Origin of the sequence: Prevotella sp. E9-3 (genome assembly GCF_022024015.1) — a bacterium.
Classification (GTDB): Bacteria; Bacteroidota; Bacteroidia; order Bacteroidales; family Bacteroidaceae; genus Prevotella.
On sequence record NZ_CP091786.1, the window covers coordinates 3233575 to 3259421 of the forward strand.

General features: G+C 46.5%; 21 protein-coding genes. 8 read left to right on the plus strand and 13 right to left on the minus strand.

The window, feature by feature from the left end:
* The first annotated feature begins 55 nt into the window (after nt 1–55).
* Nucleotides 56–3070, plus strand: a complete 3015-nt coding sequence (locus L6475_RS12580; protein WP_237820549.1) for a hypothetical protein — start codon at nt 56–58, stop codon at nt 3068–3070.
* Nucleotides 3071–3183: 113 nt separating this feature from the next.
* Nucleotides 3184–4041, plus strand: coding sequence for an esterase family protein (locus L6475_RS12585; RefSeq protein WP_237820551.1), 858 nt, complete (start codon nt 3184–3186; stop codon nt 4039–4041).
* Nucleotides 4042–4102: 61 nt separating this feature from the next.
* Here the strand turns inward: L6475_RS12585 and L6475_RS12590 are convergent, their stop codons facing one another.
* From L6475_RS12590 to rpsJ, 3 genes are all read right to left on the minus strand, one after another.
* On the minus strand, nt 4103–5584 hold the full coding sequence (locus L6475_RS12590) for a SpoIIE family protein phosphatase (RefSeq protein ID WP_237820553.1): 1482 nt from the start codon (nt 5582–5584) through the stop codon (nt 4103–4105).
* A 125-nt stretch (nt 5585–5709) separates the two neighbouring features.
* The gene (locus L6475_RS12595) at nt 5710–5871 is read right to left on the minus strand and encodes a hypothetical protein (protein WP_237820555.1); all 162 of its coding nucleotides are present in this window, start codon (nt 5869–5871) and stop codon (nt 5710–5712) included.
* Nucleotides 5872–6164: 293 nt separating this feature from the next.
* Nucleotides 6165–6470 (minus strand): 30S ribosomal protein S10, encoded by a 306-nt coding sequence (rpsJ, locus tag L6475_RS12600; protein ID WP_027448969.1) that lies wholly within the window; start codon nt 6468–6470, stop codon nt 6165–6167.
* A gap of 311 nt (nt 6471–6781) precedes the next feature.
* On the opposite strand from rpsJ, the gene L6475_RS12605 reads away from it, so the two are divergent.
* Entirely contained in the window at nt 6782–7372 is a 591-nt protein-coding gene (locus tag L6475_RS12605) for a hypothetical protein (RefSeq protein WP_237820556.1), read from the plus strand.
* A 146-nt stretch (nt 7373–7518) separates the two neighbouring features.
* On the opposite strand, the gene fusA is transcribed toward L6475_RS12605, so the two are convergent.
* From fusA to L6475_RS12625, 4 genes are all read right to left on the minus strand, one after another.
* Nucleotides 7519–9645: an elongation factor G gene (gene fusA, locus L6475_RS12610; RefSeq protein WP_237820574.1), complete on the minus strand. Its 2127-nt coding sequence runs from the start codon at nt 9643–9645 to the stop codon at nt 7519–7521.
* A gap of 29 nt (nt 9646–9674) precedes the next feature.
* Nucleotides 9675–10151 (minus strand): 30S ribosomal protein S7, encoded by a 477-nt coding sequence (rpsG, locus tag L6475_RS12615; protein ID WP_237820576.1) that lies wholly within the window; start codon nt 10149–10151, stop codon nt 9675–9677.
* A 157-nt stretch (nt 10152–10308) separates the two neighbouring features.
* Complete coding sequence (gene rpsL, locus L6475_RS12620) at nt 10309–10689, minus strand: 30S ribosomal protein S12 (protein ID WP_013063973.1); 381 nt, start codon at nt 10687–10689, stop codon at nt 10309–10311.
* A gap of 239 nt (nt 10690–10928) precedes the next feature.
* Entirely contained in the window at nt 10929–11255 is a 327-nt protein-coding gene (locus L6475_RS12625) for a DUF3467 domain-containing protein (RefSeq protein ID WP_237820578.1), read from the minus strand.
* Nucleotides 11256–11602: 347 nt separating this feature from the next.
* Between L6475_RS12625 and frr the strand changes: the two genes are divergently transcribed.
* The 4 genes from frr (at nt 11603) to L6475_RS12645 (ending at nt 15804) form a co-directional block, all read left to right on the plus strand.
* Entirely contained in the window at nt 11603–12163 is a 561-nt protein-coding gene (gene frr, locus L6475_RS12630; protein WP_237820580.1) for a ribosome recycling factor, read from the plus strand.
* A gap of 8 nt (nt 12164–12171) precedes the next feature.
* Nucleotides 12172–13128 carry a ribosome small subunit-dependent GTPase A gene (gene rsgA, locus L6475_RS12635; protein WP_237820583.1) on the plus strand — a complete coding sequence of 319 codons (957 nt, stop codon included), beginning with the start codon at nt 12172–12174 and terminating at the stop codon, nt 13126–13128.
* Nucleotides 13129–13194: 66 nt separating this feature from the next.
* Nucleotides 13195–14715 (plus strand): NAD(P)H-hydrate dehydratase, encoded by a 1521-nt coding sequence (locus L6475_RS12640; RefSeq protein ID WP_237820584.1) that lies wholly within the window; start codon nt 13195–13197, stop codon nt 14713–14715.
* A 9-nt stretch (nt 14716–14724) separates the two neighbouring features.
* On the plus strand, nt 14725–15804 hold the full coding sequence (locus tag L6475_RS12645) for a DUF4831 family protein (protein WP_237820586.1): 1080 nt from the start codon (nt 14725–14727) through the stop codon (nt 15802–15804).
* A gap of 66 nt (nt 15805–15870) precedes the next feature.
* Here L6475_RS12645 and L6475_RS12650 read toward each other — a convergent pair whose 3' ends face one another.
* A complete protein-coding gene (locus tag L6475_RS12650; protein ID WP_237820588.1) occupies nt 15871–16614 on the minus strand; it encodes a porin family protein in 744 nt (247 codons plus the stop codon).
* A gap of 163 nt (nt 16615–16777) precedes the next feature.
* On the opposite strand from L6475_RS12650, the gene L6475_RS12655 reads away from it, so the two are divergent.
* The gene (locus L6475_RS12655) at nt 16778–16945 is read left to right on the plus strand and encodes a DUF362 domain-containing protein (RefSeq protein WP_237820590.1); all 168 of its coding nucleotides are present in this window, start codon (nt 16778–16780) and stop codon (nt 16943–16945) included.
* A 129-nt stretch (nt 16946–17074) separates the two neighbouring features.
* On the opposite strand, the gene recG is transcribed toward L6475_RS12655, so the two are convergent.
* The 5 genes from recG to L6475_RS12680 all read right to left on the minus strand — a co-directional run bounded on the left by recG (nt 17075) and on the right by L6475_RS12680 (nt 25845).
* On the minus strand, nt 17075–19171 hold the full coding sequence (gene recG, locus L6475_RS12660) for an ATP-dependent DNA helicase RecG (protein WP_237820592.1): 2097 nt from the start codon (nt 19169–19171) through the stop codon (nt 17075–17077).
* A gap of 25 nt (nt 19172–19196) precedes the next feature.
* Nucleotides 19197–19892, minus strand: a complete 696-nt coding sequence (locus L6475_RS12665; RefSeq protein ID WP_237820594.1) for a 2-C-methyl-D-erythritol 4-phosphate cytidylyltransferase — start codon at nt 19890–19892, stop codon at nt 19197–19199.
* 3 nt (nt 19893–19895) lie between these two features.
* Complete coding sequence (locus L6475_RS12670) at nt 19896–20465, minus strand: DJ-1 family glyoxalase III (protein WP_237820596.1); 570 nt, start codon at nt 20463–20465, stop codon at nt 19896–19898.
* Nucleotides 20466–20566: 101 nt separating this feature from the next.
* Nucleotides 20567–22510 (minus strand): RagB/SusD family nutrient uptake outer membrane protein, encoded by a 1944-nt coding sequence (locus L6475_RS12675; RefSeq protein WP_237820598.1) that lies wholly within the window; start codon nt 22508–22510, stop codon nt 20567–20569.
* Between the two features lie 23 nt (nt 22511–22533).
* The gene (locus L6475_RS12680; RefSeq protein WP_237820600.1) at nt 22534–25845 is read right to left on the minus strand and encodes a SusC/RagA family TonB-linked outer membrane protein; all 3312 of its coding nucleotides are present in this window, start codon (nt 25843–25845) and stop codon (nt 22534–22536) included.
* Nucleotides 25846–25847: the final 2 nt, after the last annotated feature.

Genomic DNA, 25847 nt, shown 5'->3' on the forward strand with positions numbered 1-25847 from the left:
TCGTCATTCAACAAACGGATTTTTTGGTTTTAACCCCCAAATAAATCGAAACATTATGAAAAGACTACTAACAGGACTCATCACTTGCCTGTTTTGCGAAGGGTCAATCAACATAAATGCCCAACAGTTGGCTTTCCCGGGTGCAGAAGGCTACGGTGCCTACGCATCGGGAGGCCGTGGAGGCGAGGTGGTGCATGTAACAAACTTGAACGCAGCAGGTGCTGGCTCACTGGCCGATGCAGTGAGCAAGCCCAACCGCTTCGTAGTATTTGATGTGGGCGGCGTGATAGACATTACTGGAAAGAGCATCACTATTTCCAGCAACATCACCATTGCCGGACAAACGGCTCCAGGAGAAGGCATCACAATCTATGGCGGACGTATGATTGCCTCAAAGGCAAAGAATGTCATCCTACGATATGTACGTATGCGTGGTGGTAAGAGCGTCAACAGCAGCAAATGTACACTGACGCTCGACGAATGTCAGAATCTGATGATGGACCACTGCTCAGTATCATGGGGACCATGGGACAACGTACACATCAAGGATGCCAACGACATCACTTGGCAGTACTGCATCAACTCGGAAGGTATTGAACCACAGCGATTCGGTTCTATCACCGACGGCACACGCAACTGGACCATCCACCACTGTCTTTGGGCTGACAACAAAAGTCGTAACCCAAAGATGAAATGCTACCTGCAGTATTATAATAATGTGGTATATAACTACGGCATGGGCATCATAGGCGGACACTCAGCAGCCGACAACTATCAGGATGTGATGAACAACTACTTCATTGCCGGTCCGGACGGTTCTGCAAAATACTTTGATGACTGGACGGCTACAGACCATCTGTACAGTGCAGGCAACTACTTTGACGGAAACCGCGACGGACAGCTGAACGGTACACTGATTACCGACCATCACAATGCCACGCCGATGTCGAAGCCGAACTTCAACACAACCCACCCAATGAATGTGGAAACAGCTGAGAGAGCCTACTATACCATTGTGGACCACGTAGGTGCTTCACGTGTTCGCGATTCACATGACAAGCGCATCTTAGAGCAACTCACCTCACTGGGAACAAAAGGCAGTTTCATTGCCAATGAGGACAATGTAGGCGGCATTGGCACAGTGGCCAATGGTCCAAAGCCTACTGACAGTGATAATGACGGTATGCCCGACGAATGGGAACTTGCCAACAATCTGAACCCTCAGCAGAACGATGCCAACGGATATAACTTGGGAGGTGGATATACGAATATTGAACACTATGTGAATAGTCTGGCCCAGAAAACAAGTTACCTGATGTATCCCGTCAATCCAGAAGCGACACTGCTCAATGCAACCACCGTAAAGCTGACCTGGCTGAACGGTGAGAGCGAGAATGCCACTGCCATTGTGGTAGAGCAATCAGAGGACAACAAGACTTTCACAGAAATTCAGCGCCTGCCTGGTAATGCCACCGAGACCACTGTGAGCGGACTGACTCCCGACAAGGTGTATTTCTTTAGGATGAAAACAATTGGGCAGTCAACCGACGGAAAAGAGATAGCATCACTCTACTCAGCTACAGTATCGGTGAACGATGAATTCATGCGCCCTGGTGGAGGAACACGTGCTGGCATAAACCCTTTTGAGCCTACAGAAGGGAAACTGTATCGTATCATCAATTATGCCACTATTCCCTACAACTCCTCCACCTCACTACAGGGTGCACCCAAATATCTCACCTTCAACGATAATGGTACACTGGGTTCTACCGAGGACTTTGTGTGGGATGATCCATCACTATTGTGGGTGATTACAAAAGTAGAAGGCGGAGTGACCATTCAGAACTATGGAAACAAGAAATACATCGCTGCACGAAACAGTTCAATAGACGGTTCTGACCGCATAGGCAGTTCAAACACACCTATCACACTAGCCATCAACTACACCAGCGACCAACAGCCTTCGCATTCAGGATTGTATAGCAATGTTTCAATGTACCGCATCAACAGCCCATCGAACAGCAACCAGCAGATTCGCGCCCGAGGTTTTGTTGACGACTGGATATATGGCAATGGCACCATTGAACGTGCCGATATGATATTCACCTTCGTAGAAATCGATGCGTCGCTGGTGAAGGTATTTCTGACCAAGTTCAATGCTACCCTTGAGAGTGCACTCGCTCTGGCAAATAGTGCACAGACGGATGTGACACTGGGCTACCCCACCGCTTCATTAAACGAACTTATGAATGCCATTAACGTAGCCCAGCAATTTGCTTCTGGCATCAACGAGCAGACTACACAAGAAGAGATCAACACGCAAGTGAGCAAGCTGAATACGGCAATAACGAAATTCAACGACTCTCGCATTTATACTTTTGAAGGATTCTCAACCGATGTAGCCTACCTCATCTACAGTTATGGTACCCATCCGAATGCGGATGCATCCAGTGCCGACGGTTCTATTGAGCGCCGATACCTATACACGATGAAAACGAAGGATGGAAAAAGAGACTCGCTTGTTTACCGCATCGGTCTTTCCGAGAACGACATCAACAACGGAAAGAAAGATGCCTTGGCCAGCAATCTTGCTGCCTTATGGGTGTTTGAACAGGCCAATGGCGGTTTGGTAAGAGCACGCAATCAGAAAACGGGCGGCTATTTACGAATAGCCAATACACTATCTACTACGCCTGCAACATTTCGTCCTTACTACGCCAAACACGACAATGGGAAGATGGCTTTCTTCCTCGATGCCAGTGCAAGCGGCATCAAATTGTTCAATGTCGGCACACCCGATGCTGACGGGAAGGGCGGTCCATTGGAATATTTCAGTCTGCATGCCGATCGTACCCGACTGCGCTGGGTGATTGATGAAACGAATATAGAAGCAGCTGATTTTAGGGCCATTGACGGTATCAACATGCCATGCTACTCTGATGGAGTGTCCACTCGCTTCTTCAACCTACAAGGTGTGGAACTAACGGCGCGCCCAGTTTCCGGTTTCTACATCGAGCATAGAGTAGCTGCTGACGGCACCGTTCATGTCAGAAAAATGGGAATAAAATAATCTATTATTCCAGAATAATTCGTAACTTTGCAGCGGAAGGGTTTTTCCTTCCGCTTTTTTATATAGTCAGAGCACAGAATTATTTTAGACCAAAAAACCTAAAAATTAAAAGAATGACAACAAGACTTATTTCAATGGCTATCATGCTCATGGTGTGTATTGCCACTCAGGCCGGACGCGTGCTGACCGACAGTGTGAAGAGTGAAGTGTTAGGAGAATGGGTAAAGTACAATGTGTATGTGCCCAATGGATTTGACAAGAATCCCAATCAGCACTATCCTGTTGTTTATCTGCTTCACGGTTTTACTGATGATTATACCGCCTGGCGCGATAAAGGTCAGATGCAGGTTGTAGCCGACGAGCTGATTGAAAGCGGCGAGGCAGTACCTATGGTAGTCATTATGCCCAACGCAGGCGGTCCAAAAACCTATGAAACATGGAATGGCTATTTCAACATGCCTGGTTGGCGATACGAGGACTTTTTCTTTCAGGAACTGATGCCACAGGCAGAACAGAAATACCATGCCGGCGGTGCTAAAGGTCAGCGCGCCGTGATGGGACTGTCGATGGGAGGTGGAGGCAGCACCGTCTATGGTCAGCGACACAGTGATCTCTTCTCATCGGTCTATGCCATGAGTGCATGGTTGGACAGTGATGGCGGAAGACAACGTGAGCCAGGCGTTGACGATAAGGTATATCTAGTGACAAAAGCCGTTCACGATCATTCCGCTCTTGACTTTGTGCGCAATGCCGATGAACTGACAGTTGAAAAACTGCGCTCAGTGAAATGGTTCTTCGATTGCGGCGATGATGATTTCCTGTTCGACCTCAATGTTGACCTTCACAAGCTGATGCGTCAGAAGTTCATAAAGAGCGAACTGCGTGTACGCAACGGACAGCACAACTGGGAATACTGGCACACCGCTATCCGCATAGCGTTGCCTTTTGCTTCAAGAAATTTCAGTAAGTAAAGAACGTTGAGCAGGTGCCAGATCCTTACATATAGCCAACAACCAGCATCGCAGAAGATTCTTACATATAGCCAATGGCCATCATCGTCAGATCATCATCGGCCTTGTTTCCAATACCAAGGAATTGATTGACAGCCTTTTCCACATTGCTGATGATTACAGAAGGATTCTGCCTATTCTCACTTGCTCTACGCATTTGCAAAGAGAGTCGTTTTTCACCGAACGACTCTTTTTTATTGTTCATCGCTTCAACAATGCCATCGGTGAAGAAGAAAAGCACGTCGCCCGACTTCAATTGCAACTGCTGCTCTACGAAATTCCATTCAATAATGCCCAATGGCACATTCGATGCCACATCAACACGTGTGGTCTGTTTCCCAGAGAGCAGATACGGTGCGCAATGACCTGCGTTGCAATAGCACAGCACACCTGTGGACAAATTCAATTTACCTGCAAAGAAGGTGGCATACATATAATTCTCATTGATACCAGTCAGGATATGATTCATCTTATACATCATCTTGGCTGGTTCCACTTCATCAAGAAGACAAGAACGATAGACTGTTCTTGTCACCGTCATGGCCAGCGCAGAACTAAGACCACGGATGGCGACATCACCAATACAGAAATACAAATAGTCACCTTTCAATGAATAATCATAAAAATCACCACACGACTGATGAGAAGGAATCAGCGTTGCAGCAAGATTCAAATGAGGGTGTGACGGAGCATATTGTGGCAACAAATTCGTCTGCAACTGTGAAGCCAGATTAAGCTCTTCACTCACCAGCTGATTCTCCTTGGCAGTCTCCTCATATTTACGTACATTCAGAATGGAACGGATAAAAATAAATATGATGAGAAGGATTCCCAACAACTGAATTCCCAAAATCAGTACACTACGCATGCTGACACGATGGTAAATAGAATTCGTAGCATACGACAACTCAGTCATAGGCAAATCGCCCGTTAGAACGGCCACTACCCTACTTGTACTGTCGCGAAGAGGTACAGAATAGGTACGCATAGCCACATATGTGCCATCGCCGTCGGTATAGGGTTCACACCAACCCGACTGTTTACTCTTCATAGGAAGAGCATACCATTCATACTTGGTATAGTCATATTCGAGTAAACTTTTCCTTATCAGCTCTCCTTCTCTATATACATAAGGTGAATAGAGTTTTGCTTTATCAGGATAATAATTTGGCACGAAAGCAATAGCAGAGCCCAGCAAATCAGTATTCTGACGGACTAAGGTCAAGAGAAGCTCTTCTATACGCTTTGGATTATCCAATTCCTGCTCGAAAGCAGTAGCAGCATTGGAAACTACTTTCTCAACTCCCTGCATCAGATGGTCAATCTTCTCATTCTTCACATTAACCTCCATCCGGTTACGATTCCTTATTTCATCATTGATACTCTGCCACGTAAACACGGCTTGAACAATGGTGGAGAACAGAAAAACAACAAGAGCCACAGAGAGTAACAGAATACTACTCCGCAGATTAATATTAAGATTATGTAGTTTTATAAAACTCATAGTTTTTATAAATATTGAAACAATTCATTAAGATAGTTGAGTGCAAAGATAATGTATTTTTTAGAAAACAACAAAGCGGTGCGCCGAAATATCGACAACACCGCTTCATATTATGAGGTGATTTACTATAATACGACCTTTTTCCCTGCAATAACATAGACACCCTTTGGTAGTCCTTCCAGCGTATTTACCTGATGCCGCACCTTACGGCCTTCAACGGTATATACATCGAAGGGATTGCCAGAAGTGAAGATTGCCTTAATGTCAGTAATGGAGTACAGCCCCACGCAAATACGTGGAAGCCGTCCTACTCACCTGTTTTAATCGTCTCGCTTTTGAAAATTTCCTAGGTTCTCATCTCGCAAGTTTAGAGCATAACGCTTCTTCTGCCGAAGCGGGTCCTACCCACTTCGCCTGCAAAGACAAATATTATTCTACGAACCACCAAATTTTAAGGAGGAAAATAGAAATCTGTTTGTCTCTGTATGTCCGTTCGGCATCAAGTAGAATGACAAAAAGAAGAATCCCGAAACCACACGATTGTGATTCCGGGATTTCTTTATTGTTGCTTTTTCAAAGACTACACCTTGATTTCAACCTCAACACCGCTGGGGAGTTCGAGTTTCATCAGAGCGTCAACAGTCTTAGCTGTAGAGCTATAGATGTCGATCAGACGCTTGTAGTCGCTCAACTGGAACTGCTCACGGCTCTTCTTGTTTACGAAGGTAGAGCGGTTCACTGTGAAGATACGCTTGTGTGTGGGAAGGGGTATAGGACCGCTGATGATTGCACCTGTGGCCTTTACAGCCTTCACAATTTTCTCTGCTGACTTATCTACGAGTTTGTGGTCGTAGCTCTTCAGCTTGATACGAATTTTTTGACTCATTGTTTATTTGTTTATTAATAAAAGGTTTGAATCTGCCGTTAAAGAGTCATTTGCTCAGCGACAGTTTTTCGGGGTGCAAAGGTACAGATTATTTACTACATACACAAAATAGCTTTATCCAAGCAAGAGTAATTTAAGATTATTTAATACTATCTTCTAACTCTTTGGCTTACATTGGAAATAACGAAATACAGGATTTATAACTATATTTAACAAAATAAACAACTAATACTATTGTTTCTTAAATCCGGAGCTATTATCTTTGCAAAAGAATACTTTAACGACTAACTACTCACTAAAAAACATGTATTATGAAAATCAATGAATGGATTGACGAAAATGTCAACTTCCGCAGGGAAGAGAATGAAGTGCGTGACAACAAAGGGTACGGCTACACTTTTGCAGGCGCAGGATTATGTGTCGGTGTGGTTACAGGTATCCTACTCATTATCGTCCAGTTTGTAACAAGCAGTCATAGTGCTCAGCAGACTTGGTCAAACATCATTTTCTTCGCTGCCATGGCAGCGCTGATTGCCTTTGGCTGCTACCTGTTGATGCCACTGTTAAAAGACTCTGAGATAAGTATAGGCAGCAAGATACTTACAGTATTCATTTCCCTTGCATCGGCTGTTGTTCCGATGATTATAGCCGTCTGGCTCGTCATGATTGTCTTCATGGTTGTTGTAGCCCTCGCGGTGCTGTGGCTGGCATTGAAAGTATGGGTATCGTCGAATTCTGGTGGCGGCAGTGCACCGTCACACCACGATCGTCCAAGCGGTCCCGACAAATACGAACTCGACGATGGAACAATTGTCACCGACCATGGATTTGGCAGTTATTCCGGTGATGACGGCCATGGTTACGACCGCAACATGGATGGCTCTTTCACCCGCAAAGATTAAACTCAGAAAGACAATGAAGAATAACACCATATTATAATGTTATACTAGAATAACTTTTGGGAACAGATCAAATTTTAGTTATCAATAAAGAATCCCGGAACCATTGCTGATTCCGGGATTCATTATAATAAGAAATAATATTTCTATTACACGAGGTCGGCACGACCCTTAACCTCTTCGAGCACAGTCTTAGCGATAGCGCTTGACAGAGGAGCGTGGTGAGAGTACTCCATTGAGCTGGTAGCACGACCAGAGGTGATAGTACGGAGAGCGGTTACATAACCGAACATCTCTGACAGGGGCACCTTAGCCTTTACTACACGAGCACCGCTGCGGCTCTCTTCCATGCCTTCTACCTGACCACGACGCTTGTTCAAGTCACCGATCACGTCACCCATGTTCTCCTCAGGTGTTACCACCTCAAGTTTCATAATAGGCTCCATCAGTACGGGCTTAGCCTTAGCGCAAGCCTCTTTGTAAGCCATCTGGGCAGCGATTTCGAATGACAACTGGTCAGAGTCAACGGGGTGGAAACCACCATCGACAACAACAACCTTTAGAGAATCCATTGGATAACCACCGAGGATACCGTTCTTCATAGCAGCCTCGAAGCCCTTCTGGATAGAGGGGATGAATTCCTTAGGAATGTTACCACCCTTCACCTCGTTGACGAACTGCAGACCACCATTGGTCTTAACATCGTAATCCTCATCAACAGGACCTACCTGAACGAGCATCTTAGCGTACTTACCGCGACCACCAGACTGCTTCTTATAGGTCTCGTCGATCTCAACAGTCTTGGTGATAGCCTCCTTATAGTTAACCTGAGGCTTACCCTGGTTACATTCTACCTTGAACTCACGCTTCAGACGGTCGATAATGATATCGAGGTGCAACTCACCCATACCAGAGATAATGGTCTGACCACTCTGCTCGTCGGTACGCACGGTGAATGTGGGGTCCTCTTCAGCCAGCTTAGCAAGACCGTTGTCCAGCTTAGCGATATCAGCCTGAGACTTAGGCTCAACAGCGATAGAGATCACGGTATCGGGGAAGGTCATTGACTCCAGTACGATGGGCTTCTCCTCGTCGCAGAGGGTATCACCAGTGCGGATATCCTTGAAACCTACACCTGCGCCGATATCACCAGCGTCGATTGAATCCATAGGAATTTCCTTGTTTGAGTTCATCTGGAACAGACGGCTGATACGCTCTTTCTTACCTGAACGGGGATTGTAAACGTAAGAACCGGCCTTCACGCTACCTGAGTAAACGCGGAAGAATACCAGACGACCCATGTAGGGATCGGTTGCAATCTTAAATGCGAGAGCTGAGGTAGCTTCGTCCTCGCTGGGCTTGCGGCTTTCCTCTTCCTCGGTGTTGGGGTTGGTACCAATCACAGCCTCGGTATCCAGAGGTGAGGGAAGGTATGAGCAAACAGCATCAAGCAGAGGCTGTACGCCCTTGTTCTTATAAGAAGAACCGCAGAGCATAGGAGTGCACTCCATAGCGATGGTACCCTTACGGATAGCAGCAACAATCTCTTCCTCAGTGATAGAGTTAGGATCGTCGAAGAACTTCTCCATCAGAGCCTCATCATATTCTGCAGCAGCTTCGAGCAACTTCATACGCCACTCGTCGCACTCGTCCTTCAGGTCAGCGGGAATCTCTTCTACGTCGTATTCAGCACCCATGGTCTCATCGTGCCACAGAATAGCCTTCATCTTAACGAGGTCAACCAGACCCTTGAAGTTCTCCTCAGCACCGATGGGCACCTGCAGTACCACCGGGTTAGCGCCCAGGATGTCCTTCATCTGCTGTACAGTCTCAAAGAAGTCAGCACCAGAACGGTCCATCTTGTTTACGTAGCCGATACGGGGCACATTATACTTGTCAGCCTGACGCCAAACGGTCTCAGACTGAGGCTGTACGCCGTCGGCAGCAGAATAAGTAGCTACAGCTCCATCAAGAACACGGAGTGAACGTTCTACCTCAGCGGTGAAGTCAACGTGTCCCGGAGTATCGATCAGATTGATCTTGTAGTTATTGTTATTCCACTTCCAGTTACAAGTAGTGGCAGCCGAAGTAATAGTAATACCGCGCTCCTGCTCCTGAGCCATCCAGTCCATGGTAGCGGCACCATCGTGCACCTCACCGATCTTGTGGGTCTTACCCGTATAGAAGAGGATACGCTCTGAAGTGGTGGTCTTACCGGCATCGATGTGAGCCATGATACCGATGTTGCGCGTCAAATGCAAATCTTGTTTTGCCATTGTTGTCTTTTTACCTTAAGTTATTACTATTAGAAACGGAAGTGAGCGAATGCACGGTTAGCCTCAGCCATGCGGTGCATATCTTCCTTACGCTTGAAGGCACCACCCTGGTTGTTGAATGCGTCCATAATCTCAGCAGCCAACTTGTCGGCCATTGACTTACCGCTGCGCTTACGAGCAAAGGCAATCATGTTCTTCATTGACACGCTTTCCTTACGGTCGGGACGAATTTCAGTAGGAACCTGGAATGTAGCGCCACCGATACGACGGCTCTTAACCTCCACCTGAGGAGTAATATTGTCAAGTGCCTTCTTCCAGATATCAAGGGGAGCCTGCTCGGCATCCTTCATCTTGGCCTTAACGATTTCCAGTGAATTGTAGAAAATCTCATATGACTTCGACTTCTTACCGTCGAACATCAGATGATTCACAAACTTTGAGACCTTCTGGTCATTGAACACGGGATCGGGAAGGATCACACGCTTCTTTGGTTTTGCTTTTCTCATTTTGTTTTTGAATGTTTTTTTTGGATTCTGCTTGGGGCTGTTCTTTGTCTGCGTCTTCAACGTCCACACTCGGACATTTACTCAACCTTCTTTATAGAATTCCCAGCAAAACTTTGTTTATTTTTTCTATCTAGGCTATTTAACCATCACCGGTTAATTACTTCTTAGCCTTTGGACGCTTAGCACCGTACTTAGAACGACGCTGTGTGCGGTTTGCAACACCGGCGGTATCAAGAGTACCACGCACGATGTGATAACGAACACCGGGAAGGTCCTTTACACGACCACCGCGAACCAGCACGATTGAGTGCTCCTGCAAGTTGTGTCCTTCTCCGGGAATGTAACTGTTGACTTCCTTCTGGTTAGTCAAACGAACACGGGCTACCTTACGCATAGCCGAATTAGGCTTCTTGGGAGTGGTCGTATAAACACGAACGCACACGCCGCGACGCTGAGGACAGTTGTCCAACGCGGGTGACTTCGACTTGTCTACGATCACCTTTCTGCCTTTGCGAACCAATTGTGAAATTGTAGGCATGATTTTAATTTTTTGTTTTTGTTTATTATTATATTATTGTGTAATATCCAAATTTACGTACCCTACCCAATGTAGGGATATTTCGGGCTGCAAAGGTACAAACTTTCTATTAAACCACCTAAAATATAAAAAGACAAAAGCCTCACATTTTGTAATAATTAACAAAATATAAGACTTTTGACTATTTTTAAGCACAAGTTTGATACAAAAATGATCTTAATCTTGCAACAAGAGCAAAACTAAGCCTCGCCTTTACCACCTATATTAAAAGGTGAGATGGTGCGGGGACCCTGCTGGGCTTCGGGCATCTTGATGGGTCCGAACTGCTGTTCATATCGCATGATATTCTCCTGCAGTGCACCGAGCAGGCGCTTTGCGTGTTCTGGAGCAAGAATCACACGACTGCGCACCTGAGCCTTCGGAAGGCCAGGCAACATACGTGCGAAATCTACTATAAATTCAGAACTTGAGTGTGTGATAATAGCAAAATTGGCATATTCGCCCTGAGCTTTGTCTGGCTGCAGTTCAATCTGCAGGCCCTGCTGTTTCTGATTGTTTTCGTTCATAATATAAATTGTTTTATTCAGTATTGTCGTTCTTCATGCAAAGGTAGCTTTTTTTCCTCAGCATTCAGCAGTTTTCGCCCGACAAACATAGTTGAATTAGTATCTTTTTACATTTTGACTGCCATTCAATAAGTATTGGTACACATTTCTCATTTCATTCCCAGACATTATCTGTTCTTTAAAAATAAATTTTGGCCATTATTTTTTGAATTCTGGCCAAAATTTTGAAAATAATGGCCAAAATTTATTTTAGCTATACAGACGAAAATATGCAAAAAAATGCATAAAGGTTTGTTGGTTTCATTAAATTGCACTACATTTGTAATCGGAATTAGAATTTAACCATTATGATAGACGTAAAAGACACCCTGCAGAAAGCAGAAGAAAGAATGGAGATGGCCGCCATGTTCCTTGAAGAGGAGCTGAACCGCGTACGTGCCGGACGTGCCAATGTGGCTATTCTCGACGGCGTTCGAGTAGAATCCTACGGCAGTCGCGTACCCCTAAATCAGGTGGCCAACGTATCAACTCCCGATGCCCGCACCATTGCCATCAAGCCTTGGGACCGCAAGCAGATTCGTGATATTGAGAAAGCCATCATGGACAGCGATGTAGGCATCACTCCTGAGAACAACGGCGAGGTGATTCGTCTCATTCTTCCCCAGCCCACCGAGGAGCGCCGTCGCGATTTGGTTAAGCAGTGCAACAAGATTGCCGAGAAAGCCAAAGTTGAGGTGCGCAACATCCGTGCAGACATTAAGGACAAGCTCAAGAAAGCCATCAAGGACGGACTGAGCGAGGACAACGAGAAGGATGCCGAAGACGAATTGCAGAAAGCTCACGACAAGTACATCAAGAAGCTGGATGCACTGATGGAAGCCAAGAACAAGGAAATCATGACTGTGTAAAGTAAAAGGTGAAAGGACTTGTTGTAAAAAATACTGGAAGCTGGTACACCGTTCGGATGGACGATGGCCAGCTTCTTGATTGTAAGATAAAAGGCAATTTCCGCCTAAAGGGTATTCGTTCTACCAATCCTGTTGCCGTGGGAGACAGGGTAACGGTGAATGTTGAAGAAAAGGAAGAAAGGAAAGAAGACCGATTCGGTTGGATTACAGACATTGAAGACCGTCGCAACTACATCATCCGCAAGAGTATCAACCTCTCCAAACAGAGTCATATCCTTGCTGCCAACGTTGATCAGGCTTTTCTCATCGTCACGGTCAGCCGGCCACAGACAAGCACCACCTTCATTGACCGCTTTCTTGCATCGGCCGAAGCCTATCGCATCCCCGTATGTCTCATCTTCAACAAGACAGACCTGCTTGACGAAGACATGCTCCGATACCAGGAAGCAATGGTCAACCTCTACGAGACCATCGGCTATGAGTGCAGGCAGATTTCAGCAGCCACAGGATTGGGCATAGAAGAGTTGCGCCCTTTGCTCAAAAACAAAATCACCTTGCTCAGCGGCAACAGCGGCGTAGGAAAATCGACCCTCATCAATCTATTGATTCCTAACGCCAACCAGCGCACCGCCGAGATCAGTGATGCCCACAACACCGGTATGCACACTACCACATTCAGCGAGATGATTGAACTGGAACCAGACTCCCAATCGTACATCATCGACACGCCGGGCATCAAGGGTTTTGGAACATTCGACATGGAGCCCGAAGAACTTTCAGGATATTTCAAGGACATCTTCCATTTTGCCAAAGACTGCCGTTTCTCCAATTGCACCCACACCCACGAGCCAGGTTGCGCCGTACGCAAAGCCCTTGAAGACAATTACATCGCCGAGAGCCGCTATCAATCCTATCTTTCCATGCTTGACGACAAAGAGGAAGGGAAGTACCGTGAGGGCTACTAATCGTTAATCTTTTTTTACACACATTATTTCAATTACTGACTTTTTTTCAGTATTTTTGTCGGCGTTATGAAAATCTTTACGAGCTCACAGATCAAAGAATTAGATAATTACACTATTGAGCATGAGCCTATCAAATCGATTGATTTAATGGAACGTGCCGCACGTGTTTTGACGCGAGCCATTACCGAACGATGGTCACCTACAGTACCCATAGTTGTTTTTGCCGGTCCTGGAAATAATGGCGGCGATGCACTGGCTGTAGCCCGTATGCTCATCGAAAAAGACTATCAGGTACAGACATTCCTTTTCAACATAACCGGACATCTTTCTGCCGATTGCGCCGAGAACAAGCGTCGGCTTTGCGACAAGAAAGGCCGCTCACTACTCACAGAAGTCACCCAAGAATTCGATCCGCCCCAATTAGAAAAAGGCACCCTTGTGGTTGACGGTCTCTTCGGCTCCGGACTGAACAAGCCTCTGGCTGGCGGTTTCGCATCGCTTGTAAAATACATCAACGCATCAAAAGCAGACATAGTAAGTATTGATGTTCCTTCAGGCTTGATGACTGAAGACAACACTTACAACGTAAGCAACAATATCATCTGTGCCACCCAGACCCTCACGCTCGGGCAGCAGAAGCTATCCTTTCTTTTTTCTGAAAATCAGAAGTACATCGGACAGCTCCGCATTCTGGACATCGGCCTCAGTCAGGAAGGCATCAACGCCATTGACTCCCAATACACACTGGTAGATGAGACTACCATTCGCGACCTGCTGATGCCGCGCGACGCTTTCGCCCACAAAGGGCAGATGGGGCATGCCCTGATTATTGCAGGCAGCTATGGCATGGCCGGAGCAGCCATATTAGCCACCCAAGCCTGTCTGCGTTCAGGAGTTGGCAAGGTTACGGTACACTGTCCGAAGCGCAATGTACCCATCATGCAAACCGCTGTCCCCGAGGCTATCATACATATCGATCGCGAGGAGACAACGTTCAGCGAAGGTGTCCAGACTGAAGATTTCCAGGCCGTAGGCATTGGACCGGGACTGGGAACGAGCGAGCAAACGGCTATCAGCCTCATCTCACAAATCCGTCGCACCCAGTGTCCGCTGGTGATTGATGCCGACGCATTAAACATACTGTCTATTCGCCGTGCTTGGATGCAGCAGTTGCCCAAGGGCGTCATTATGACCCCACACCCAAAAGAGCTGGATAGAATGGAAGGCAAGAGCATCGATTCCTTCGAACGACTCAGCAAGGCCCGCGAACTGGCCGAACGCATCCAAGGCTACATCGTACTCAAAGGACATTATACTGCCGTCTGCATGCCCGATGGCCACATTGCATTCAATAGTACCGGCAATGCAGGTATGGCAACAGCAGGTAGCGGCGATGTGCTCACAGGTATCATCACTGCTCTCTTGGCCCGTGGCTACGACAGGGCAAGAGCTTGTGTCATCGGTGTGTTCCTTCATGGACTTGCCGGCGACTTGGCTGCAAGCGAACTGGGCGAAGAGAGTCTCATAGCCAGCGATATTATCAGATATCTTCCCAAGGCTTTCATGAAAGTAAAAAATAACAAGTAAAAAAATAAAATGAAACATTTCATTCTCATCCTGTCTTTCATCAGCGCCATTTGTTCAACCTCAATGGCTCAGACGATGCTAAGCGACTACAAACCGGGCAATACGGCTGATGGGGCTGTGTATTTTCTCCCGAAGACCAACATCCGTGTCAGCATTCTTGTTGAGAAAGCCACTTACCAACCTGGTGAATTCAGCAAATATGCCATGCGCTTTCTACGCATGAACAACGTGGAACAGCAGCCTTCTACCCTCTACCGTGTATTAAGTATCAAGCAGACTCCCGTGGCTGTGGCCGACTCCACCAAAGGCTACTCAGTAAAGTTCAACATCAAGACTGTGGCAGCCAACGTTGTGCTCAGCGAAGACGGCCGACTGCTTGCCATCAATGCTCAGCCTCGTCAAACTGACGAGCCGGAGGCATTCACTGCTGCCCCTAAAGAACAGCGTGCCAATCCACGTACTTTCATGAACGAAGAGATTCTCGCAGCAGGCAGCACCGCCAAAATGGCCGAACTTACCGCTCGCGAAATCTACGACTTACGCGAGAACCGCAATCTGCTGATCAAAGGACAGGCCGATTTCATGCCTCATGACGGTGCCCAGATGCAACTGATGCTGAACCAGTTGGATATACAGGACAAAGCACTGACAAGTATGTTTACAGGTACTACCGACCGAGACACTACCGAGATTATCCTCAATGTGAATCCCGAAGGCGATATCCAACATCAGGTGCTGTTCCGTCTTTCTCAGAAACTCGGTATTGTAGATGCCGACGATTTAGCCGGCGAGCCATACTATATTGACGTAGAAAACCTGAAAACCGTGCCCGAAGCAGATGAGACTGCCAAGAGCAAGAAGAAAAAGAAACAGCCTGAGAGCGGTGTTTATGTAAACGTGCCCGACCGCATGCGCAGTACCATCTATAAAGGTACCAACCAGATATCTGTCGTTGAAATGCCTGCTCCCCAGTTTGGCAACGTAGAACTGCTCAGTGCCGAACTTTTCAACAAACGATATACCACCCACTTGTGGCTGAACCCACTGACAGGTGCTGTTGACAAGTTGGAGGCCGAACAGCCGAAATAAAAAGAACAGAAACGATTAGTCAACAACCGAGACCATCGATTGTAGAATTAGGATAAACAATAGTGCTCACTCGAAATAAAGAGTGAGCACTATCATTTTTGTATGAGCCGATGAAACGCTTTGCGAAAAAGCCCGCTTATTAATGTCAGTCAGTTCGCCCGTATGCTTCTTGTCAAGCGCATCGCCCAAACCATAACAGAACTTTATTTCGGGAATCAGTTTGAAGAAAGGCAAATAGAAATCGCATCCCATACCTACCTCGAGCATCAAGTCATAACGCTTCAGCTGTACATAGTCCTGATCTTTGCCCGCCAGATTGATCATCGGATTCAAACCAGCAATGATATAAGGACGATAGTTATTGAAACGCTCTGCCGAATACTTGATATCAACAGGAATAGACAAGTAAGTATTCTTCAAATCCTGTGTGGTCTCAACGGGCTTTCCCGACTCTGTCTTTTCCAGTAGATTACGGAACACCAGATGTTTCGAACCGAAATGCATAGCAGGAGTCACACGCAGCGAGAAATGCTGATGCAAACGAAGTTCGGCCAGCACACCCACGCTGAATCCCGGATTCCACATATCAGCATCGCAAAGAATATTTGCAGGCATTGTGGTACCGTCAGGAAGAGTGAGCGTCTGCGGGCCCACATCCTGAAACTCCACATCTTGCATATTCAATCCCAGCGAGAGTCCGAAATGCAAGGTACGCAGATCAATGTAAGGCCGATTCTGGACCTTACGCTCTTGGGCAGTGGTACACAAAGCCAGTGCTGAAAACAATATGAGGATAATACTTTTTCTCATTCCATTTATTATAACGGAAAAGCATCTCAGTTATTATACATCAATCTATTTCGACAATGTATAAATTAATAAAAAACATACCGAATTCTTGGTATTATTCGGAAAAACTCATTACCTTTGCATCATTAATAATAAGTATTAACCAAACAAATATTATTGAATTATGGCATACGTAATTGGTGATGACTGCATTGCATGTGGAACATGCGCAGGCGAGTGCCCCGTAGAGGCAATTTCTGAAGGTGAAAAGTACGTTATCGACGCTGACCTCTGCACAGAGTGCGGAACATGCGCTAGCGTTTGTCCTTCTGAAGCCATCAGCTTAGGCTAATCTTCAAAAGTTAGCTTCATAAACCAAATTAAACAATGGAGAGACGTTCGTGAACGTCTCTTTTTTTTTTTCTTATATTGCTTGAAATTGTTTAGCGGACAGCAAAATTCCTTTTGTCCAATAGAAAGTTTATGAAATGGCAGCCCAGTTGATATTGGTCTTCCTCAGTTCCTTTAATCGATTCCATAACACGCCAAACTGTGCCGACTGACAGGTCGGATCTTCGTCAATGATAGTCTGAGCTTCATCACGAGCCATCTGAACAATCTGACCGTCGCGTGCTATGTCGGCAATCTTCAAGTCGAAAGCCATACCACTCTGCTGTGTACCTTCCAAATCGCCAGGACCGCGCAACTTCAGATCGGCTTCAGCAATACGGAAGCCATCGTTCGTCTCGCACATGATATCAATGCGCTTACGGGTTTCCTCACTCAACTTGAAAGTGGTCACCAATATGCAGAACGACTGATCGGCACCACGTCCTACCCTACCTCGCAACTGGTGCAACTGGGAAAGGCCGAAGCGCTGGGCATCGAAAATCACCATCACCGAGGCATTAGGAACGTTGACACCCACTTCGATAACTGTGGTAGCTACTAAAATCTGTGTTTCGCCCGACACGAACTTTTGCATCTCCTCCTCCTTCTCCTTGGGCTTCATCTTTCCATGAACCTTACTAAGCCGATACTCAGGAAATGCCTGACAAAGCACCTCAAATCCCTGTTCCAGGTTTTTAAGGTCTATCTTCTCACTTTCCTCTATCAAGGGAAACACCATATAAACCTGTCGGCCCTGCTGTATCTGCTTGCGAATACCCTCATAGAGCGAGGTGATACGACTGTCGAATACATGGGTGGTCTGGATAGGTTTACGGCCTGGTGGCAGTTCGTCAATCACACTCACGTCAAGATCGCCATAGAGGGTCATGGCCAGGGTGCGTGGAATAGGTGTTGCCGTCATCACCAACACATGAGGAGGCTGTTCGCTCTTGCTCCACAGCTTTGCACGCTGCGCCACGCCAAAGCGATGCTGTTCGTCAACAACGGCCATTCCCAACCTGCGGAACTGTACGGTATCTTCAATCACGGCATGCGTACCCACAAGAATCTGCACCTCACCACTGAGTAAACCATCGAGTACCTCTTGTCGTTTCTTGCCTTTCACGATACCCGTTAGCAATTCCACACGTACAGGCATATCTTTCAAGAAATTCCTGATGGTCACCAGATGCTGTTCAGCCAGGATTTCTGTCGGTGCCATGATACAGGCCTGGAAGCCATTGTCAAGGGCTATCAGCATCGACATCAAAGCCACCAGCGTCTTACCAGAGCCCACATCGCCCTGCAACAGACGATTCATCTGACGTCCCGAACAAGTATCCGTTCGGATTTCACGAATCACCCGCTTCTGGGCATTGGTCAGTTCGAAGGGTAGATTCTCTTTATAGAATGTATTGAAGATATCACCTATACGATTGAACACATATCCGCGATACTTCCGCCGCTGGTCACTGGCATACCGCAGGATGTTCAACTGCACGAAGAACAGTTCCTCAAACTTCATTCGCAGTCGGGCGCGTTCCAAGTCATGTGCATTCTGAGGGTAGTGAATGGTGCGCAGCGCCTCATCACGCGACATCAGATGCCTTTTTGAAAGAATCTCTGGCGTTATCGTCTCTGCCAGAGGTGTTGTCAGTTTTTCAAGCAAGGTCTTCGTCAGCCGTTCAATGGAACGGGAGGTCAGGCCTGCCTTTTTCATTTTCTCCGTTGTGTTGTAATAAGGCTGCATGCCCATAGCCGAAGTGTCCACTTTCGAGGCGTCATCGATATCGGGATGCTGCACCTGAATACGATTATTGAACACGCTCGGACGTCCAAAGACCAAGTATTCCTTTCCTATTTTATAAGTCTGCTTAATGAATTTTCCGCCATTAAACCACACCAGGTCCATAATGGCAGTACCATCGGAGAAGTGGGCCACCACACGCTGCCGGCGAGGTCCCATTTCAAACGTCTCAAAACTCAAGATCTGCCCCACCACTTGTACAAAAGGCATATCGCCCGTCAGTTCACGAACGGTATATACTTTACTGCGATCTACATGCTTATAGGGGAAATACTCCAACAAATCGCCATAGGTCTCAATACCGAGTTCCTGGCTCAGCAACTTCTTGCGATTGGGCCCTACGCCCGGCAAGTACATAATATCTTGAGAAAGGAGGTCCAAGGAATAGAGAATTGAAAAATGGAAATTAAGAATTGAGGATTGATTCGGCCAGAAGGAGGTCGGCAGGAGTGGTAATCTTGATATTCTCCCGATTGCCATCTACAAGGGTGACGCCATAGCCATAAGCTTCTACCACCGATGCGTCGTCAGTAAATGCATCTTGATAGGGCTGTTTGTTGGCCTCTTTAAGCAATTGGATATCGAAGCACTGAGGTGTCTGAACCAAACGATACTCATCGCGAGGAACGGTCACAGAATGTGCAGGACTATTTACTGTGGAGGAAGATTCGGGAATGATATGGCGTAAAGTCTCTACTACGGGAACAACCGGAATAACAGCCTTCTGCAGCCGTGCCTGTTCAAAACAACGACGTATCACATCGACCGATACGAAGGGGCGTACGCCATCATGTACTCCCACTACTCCTTCTGCATCGTCAGGCACTAATGCCAGTCCGTTCTGAACAGAATGGAAACGGGTTTGTCCGCCATCAGCCAATTGATAAGTCATATCGAACTGATACTGCGCACAGAGGCTATGCCAATAATCCTGCTGAGCCTTCGGCAGAACCAGAATAATATTCAGTTCGGGAGAATACTCACGGAAACGGAGCATCGTCCGCATCAGTACCGGTAGTCCGCCAACAGGCAGGAACTGCTTGGGAATATCGCCTCCCATTCTCAGTCCCTTTCCGCCTGCTACAATAATGATATAGTCCATGTATTATTTCTCCATCAAATGAGCAAAACGCATGCCTACAGCTATTTGATGGGCAGTCTGTTCATCAACCAACTGTGCCAGCAAAGAATATGCAAACGGGAATGCAGCTGCAGGTCCTTCACCGGTAGTCACATTACCGTCAACAGTACAAAGTTCGCCGGTGTATTCTACCCCTTCAAACAACTTTTCGAAACCAGGATAGCAGGTGGCGTGTTTTCCTCGTAGGATGCCTAATTGTGCCAACACCACTGCAGGGGCAGCACAGATAGCAGCAATCTTTTTCTTCGCCTCGTTCTGCGCCAGCACAGCCTTGCGCACACCCTTATGCTCATAAAGATTAGAAGCACCGGGCATACCTCCAGGCAACATCAGCAGGTCGGCATCAGAGAAATCACAATCGTTGAACATAGCATCGGCAACAATTTTCACTTGATGAGCCGTTTCAACCACTTGTGAGCCTTCAACAATGCTCACCGTTACCACTTCTACGCCTCCGCGACGCAACACATCAACAGGAATCAATGCTTCGACATCCTCGAAACCATTGGCCAGAAAAACATATACTTTTGCCATAATCTGTTAATTGATAAAAGCTTTATGGTGCGAAGGTACAAATAAAAAGCGAGAATCACCGCTGATTCTCGCTTTTTTAATCAAAATGCAGGTTCTTTTTACTATTTAAAAGGCAGGTACATTGTTGCCTGACTCCAACCACGGCCCTCAAGTTTCTTACCCAGCCACTTAAAACCATATTCAGCGCCATAAGTACTTGGTGAGCCATCGTATTGTGCCCCGGAATGTCCATTCTTATGACGAGCCAAGCGCATCAGGTCGTAATAGCGGTTACCCTCGAAAGCCAATTCCAGTGCATACTCATCACAGAGTATGTCCTCAATGGCATTGATGGTATCCTGTTTGGTTGCACCTACAGCCGTTCCGAATGTTGCAGCTATCTCCTTCATCTTCTTACCGACAACACGGTCCAGCGTGTATGGCGACTTATTCATTTTATAGTTGCTTAACGACAAATCACTCACAGCCTTACCTGCGCCATGACAGTGAATGCCACAGGCATTTCTCACAGGAAACTTTTCAGCATTTTCTTCAGACAACAGCGGATAGGTTGTCTTCAACTTAGCCTTGCTCTCTGCAGTCATATAGGGAGCATAGTTTTCCGATGATTCGGTAAGCGGCTCACGCACCAAAACTTCACTAATACCATCCTTCAGAATACCGAAAGCCGCATCATACATACCCAGGCGGTTGAAAGCCTCGGCCAGATGGAGCAGTACGGTGCTCTTACGGTACAATATCACATTGGCAAAATCGTACTTCGTAATCCACTGCTGACGCACATCATTGACATCCATATAGGCCAGGATGTTGCGGATTCGCATATCAGAAGCTTTCACAGTGCGAATACTGTCATAGTCATTATCCGTTCCTACAGAATAATAGTGATATTCTACCGAATCGGCAAGCGTGAGGAGTGCTTTCGAAGGCTTCAACTGAATGTTCATCACCAATGGCAGATTATATCTCCACGTCTCAGGTGCCTCTCCGGCAATGTTCACACATCCACGACGTGTGTAACCTGTCTGCTCATCGGCAGTAGCGTAATAGTCTGCACCGAAATAGAGCGGCAGTTTCGTTGTCGGACCACTGATAGCATTAGGAGCCATCGGAATATAAGAAATAATATCTGACTGCGAATTTCTAAAGAAGATTTGCTCCCAAGCTATCGAACTGGATACTCTTGCTTTCTCCTGCTTCGTGTCAAACTCCTGTTCCATGAAAACACGCGAAGCTATGAAAGGACTTGCTGCCGATTCTGAAATTTTCGTCAGATAAGTTACGAAATGCTTAGCCGCCTTATCGTAGTCTCCGACCTCCAGATACATATCACCCAAAACCACATCAAGAGGCACGAAACACTTCTGAATAGAGATAGTCTTGGCTGTTGACTCCCAGTTGGGTGATGCTGTAGATACGCCTGTATATCCCGATGAAGGTGGAACGGCATCATCCGATCCCGAATACTGTTCCAAATCTGGAGCCAGTGCCGAGACGATGCTTGTCATATCGTACTCAGGATAGTTATTATCATCAATCTGCGAGATTTTCACCAAAGGCTCGGTAAAGAACTTCACCTTTCCGTAGTTACGGGCCAACTGCATGTAGGCCCATGCACGGAGTGCTTTCACAGCCACAAACTCACGCATTGACACATTCGTAGAACCAGTATATAGTTCGGTATTGCGATGAGCAATATAGTAATTGCAGTTGTTAATGACACGATAATACACATAGGCCGAGTCGTAGCGGTTGGTTGTTCCGGCAGTAAACGTAGCCAGTTGTGTCAGCATACTGTCTGAATACTGGGTAGTAGTCAGAAGGTCGCCTCGCATCTCACCTTGCAGCACATACTGATCGCCTAACTGCTGCATGGCCTCAAACAATCCGAAGGCATAGAAAAGCGAGTCGGTTTTAGAGTCTATCTCCGGATCAAAATTCTGACGCGTACTCTCCGTTTCCAGCATATCAGAACAGCCCGTTAGTGCTGTTGCAAAAACCATTATCTGGCAAGCATTCTTGAAAAGATTCTTAAAGCTTATCATAATTTTCAGTTTTCAATTATCCATTATAAGTTAATCTTCAAGCCCATGGTCACCGAGCGGCTATGAGCCAGATTTCCGGCATCAATACCTTGACTGAACACGCTATAGCCATTCGAGAACTCAGGGTCACTGCCTAAATATTTAGTAAAGGTGAGCAAGTTCTGTGCTTCTGCCCATACAGACAGGCCTTGCAGCCATGTCCATGAACCGGGAACAGGCACACGGTAGGTCAAGCTCAATGTCTTCAGGCGCAGATAGCTGCCATCTTCAATCCAACGGTCACTCATTCGGTTGTTGCCCATCGGGTCGCCATAAACGGCACGAGGCATATCCGTATTCTGTCCTTCATAGCGCCAGCGATTCACTTCAGCCACCTGCTGGTTGAAGAAAGTACTTCCTGAATTGAGTATCATGCGCTCGTAGTTGAACACATCATTACCCAACGAATAGTTAAATCCGACATGCAGCGTCAGGTTCTTCCAAGTAGTCGTTACAAAGATGTTACCATAGATATCCGGATTAGGATCGCCGATGACCACCTTATCCTGATCGTCAATCTTGCCATCACTGTTCTGGTCAACAAAATGCACATCGCCAGCACCGAAATTATGAACCACCTTGGCATCATCCTCCATATAGAGGTAGGTTCCGTTGCCGGCCTTTCTTGCCTCAGCATCAGAACTGAACACACCCTGTGTCTGGAATCCGTAGAACAGTGCCACTGGGTTGCCTACTGAGGTGAGGATATTGTTGTCGCCATAGACAGAAGTGGTATAATCGCCGTCGGGCAGACTGGTCACCTTATTCTTATAATGGCCCACCGATGCACCAACCTCTACGCTCCAGTCTTTCTCAACAACAGGTTTGACTGTCAAAGTGGCTTCAAAACCTTTGTTCTCCAGTTCTCCGCCATTACTCCAATAGTTGTTGATACCACCAATCGGGCTATTGAAATGCTTTAAGGTCAGCAGATTATCGGTCTTGTGCAGGAAGTAGTCGAAGTTCAGACCTACACGGTTATTCAAGAAATAACCTTGCAGACCGAAGTTCATCTTCTGTGTATTTTCCCACTGAATCTTGTCGTTACCAATATTCGTCAACTGCGTACCAATGGCACGGGCATTGAAGCGAACAGTAGTATAACTGGTGCGTGCAGCATAGTTTGAAATACCATCATTACCGCTAATGTCATAGCCGGCATTCAAGCGTAAATAGTTGATGGCATTGTTTTTCGGGAACCAGGCCTCATTGGTCATCACCCATCCCAACTGTATGCTGGGGAACAATGCCCATTTCACACCCATCAGACTCAGTCCGTCGGCATTCTCACCGAAACGGCTATTGGCCTCGCCCAATAAAGACAGGGTAACGAAATAGCGATTCATATAATTGTAGTCGGCATTGCCATACCACTGAATCTGTTTCCACTCATCGTTGGCACCTTGTACATCACGGAAACCAGTCCAGTCCAGACTGGGATTCTTATCATCCGTCTTACCAGTGGCCTGTACCGACACATCATTGGCATCATACGAGAACACATTGTAACGGGTACCTGCATAAGCATTTACCGTATGCTTTCCAAACTGGCCCGACCAGTCTAACTGCAGTTTTCCTACAAAGTTGTTCTCCTTGGCAAACAACGACTGTGCCTTTGCATATACACGTCCTAAGCCCGTAACATTAAATGAAGGAACACTGTTGTAGTTACGGAAGTAGCGCTGCGAATTACGATTCAAGGTATAATTGAACATACCCGTCAACTTGAATTGCTTGCCCAAGTCATACGTAGGCTCCACACGTACATTGAAAATTGTATTCTCTGCACGGTTCTTATTATTGCCTACTGCATAATTGAGGATAGCCGAAGGATTGGCCAATGCACTATTAAAACCGTACTCCTTGTCAAGCTGAGCATAGATATCATCATAGTCAGAGAGCAGAGAAGACATGTTACCAAAGTTGTCACGCTGATAAGGCGATACTATCGGTGCCTTTATCAATGCCAAGGCAGTAGGCGAAACAATCGTTCCTTTGGTAAAATCCTCCGGAAGCCCATTGTCCAGCACGTTATTGTTTGTCCTGGCAATAGAGATATCGAACTTTGTAGAAAGGGTCGGCAGAATGGAGATGTCGGTATTGAAACGCACATTCATTCGCTCGAAAGAGTTTTCTTTGGCAGCATATTTAGCATTCACATAGCCTACCGAGAGGTTGTACATGCCCACATCATCGCCACCCTGAACATTGATACCATAGTTCTGGGTCATTGCACTTTCATACACTTCGTCAGCCCAATCGGTATCATTGTCATAACGATGCTGAATATTCCACAAACGTTTCGAATCCGTATTCTGAAAACGGAAATCAATATTTTTCTTACTGATACCGTCAACGGTTCCTAAGAGTTCAGAAGCATAGAGCCTGTACTGACTGGCGTTCATCATCTTCGGCAATCGGGGAACGAAAGTAATGCCAGCCGATACATTGGCATCAATTCGTGTGGCCATTGAATGACCGCGCTTTGTTTCGATCAACACTACGCCATTGGCACCACGGGCACCGTAAAGAGCCGTTGCATTCTTCAAAACAGTAACCTTCTCTATATCATCCGGTGATACGCTTGCCAGTACATTATAGAACTGTCCGTCATGCAAGGAGTAACGGTCTCTCTGCATGTCAAACTCAATACCGTCGATGACCACCAGAGGCTGTGCATCGGCCGTGATACTGTTCAGTCCGCGTACAAACATTGAGGCACCGCCATCGAGAACTCCAGAATGAAGAATCGTACGAACGCTGCCGCCCAGCTTCTCGCCTATCTCAGAATCTATGGTTACTCCGCGTCCATCCATCTTAGCTTCATTCTTAGCCGTATATTGCGTATTGTTGCCATACATGGACAGATACTTATCCTTCAGCATTTTAATATCCAATACTTGAGTGGAGTCGCCAGCCACAATACCTACCTGCTGTGACAGGAATTCAGGTGCATGCACATAAAGGGCAGTTGAGAATGTAGGCACTTTGATTGCGAAACTACCATCTGCCTCTGTCATGGCAGTATAGTGCAGATAGCCTATGGCCTGCAACTGAATACCCGACAGCGGTGCGCCTGTTGCCAAATCAGTCACCTTACCCGTAATGGTCACCAGCGGATAGTTCTTTTGGTTCACCTTACGCACAGGCTGTTTGACAGCGACCTCCACATCTTCTTCATCTTCCTCGTTTTCACTCTGAGCAAAAGAAGGAAGGCTGAAGAATCCGAAAGCCAAAGTACAGAATGCGAGTCTCTGACTCACTTTCTGTGTGAAATTATATATGTTGCTTTTCATTA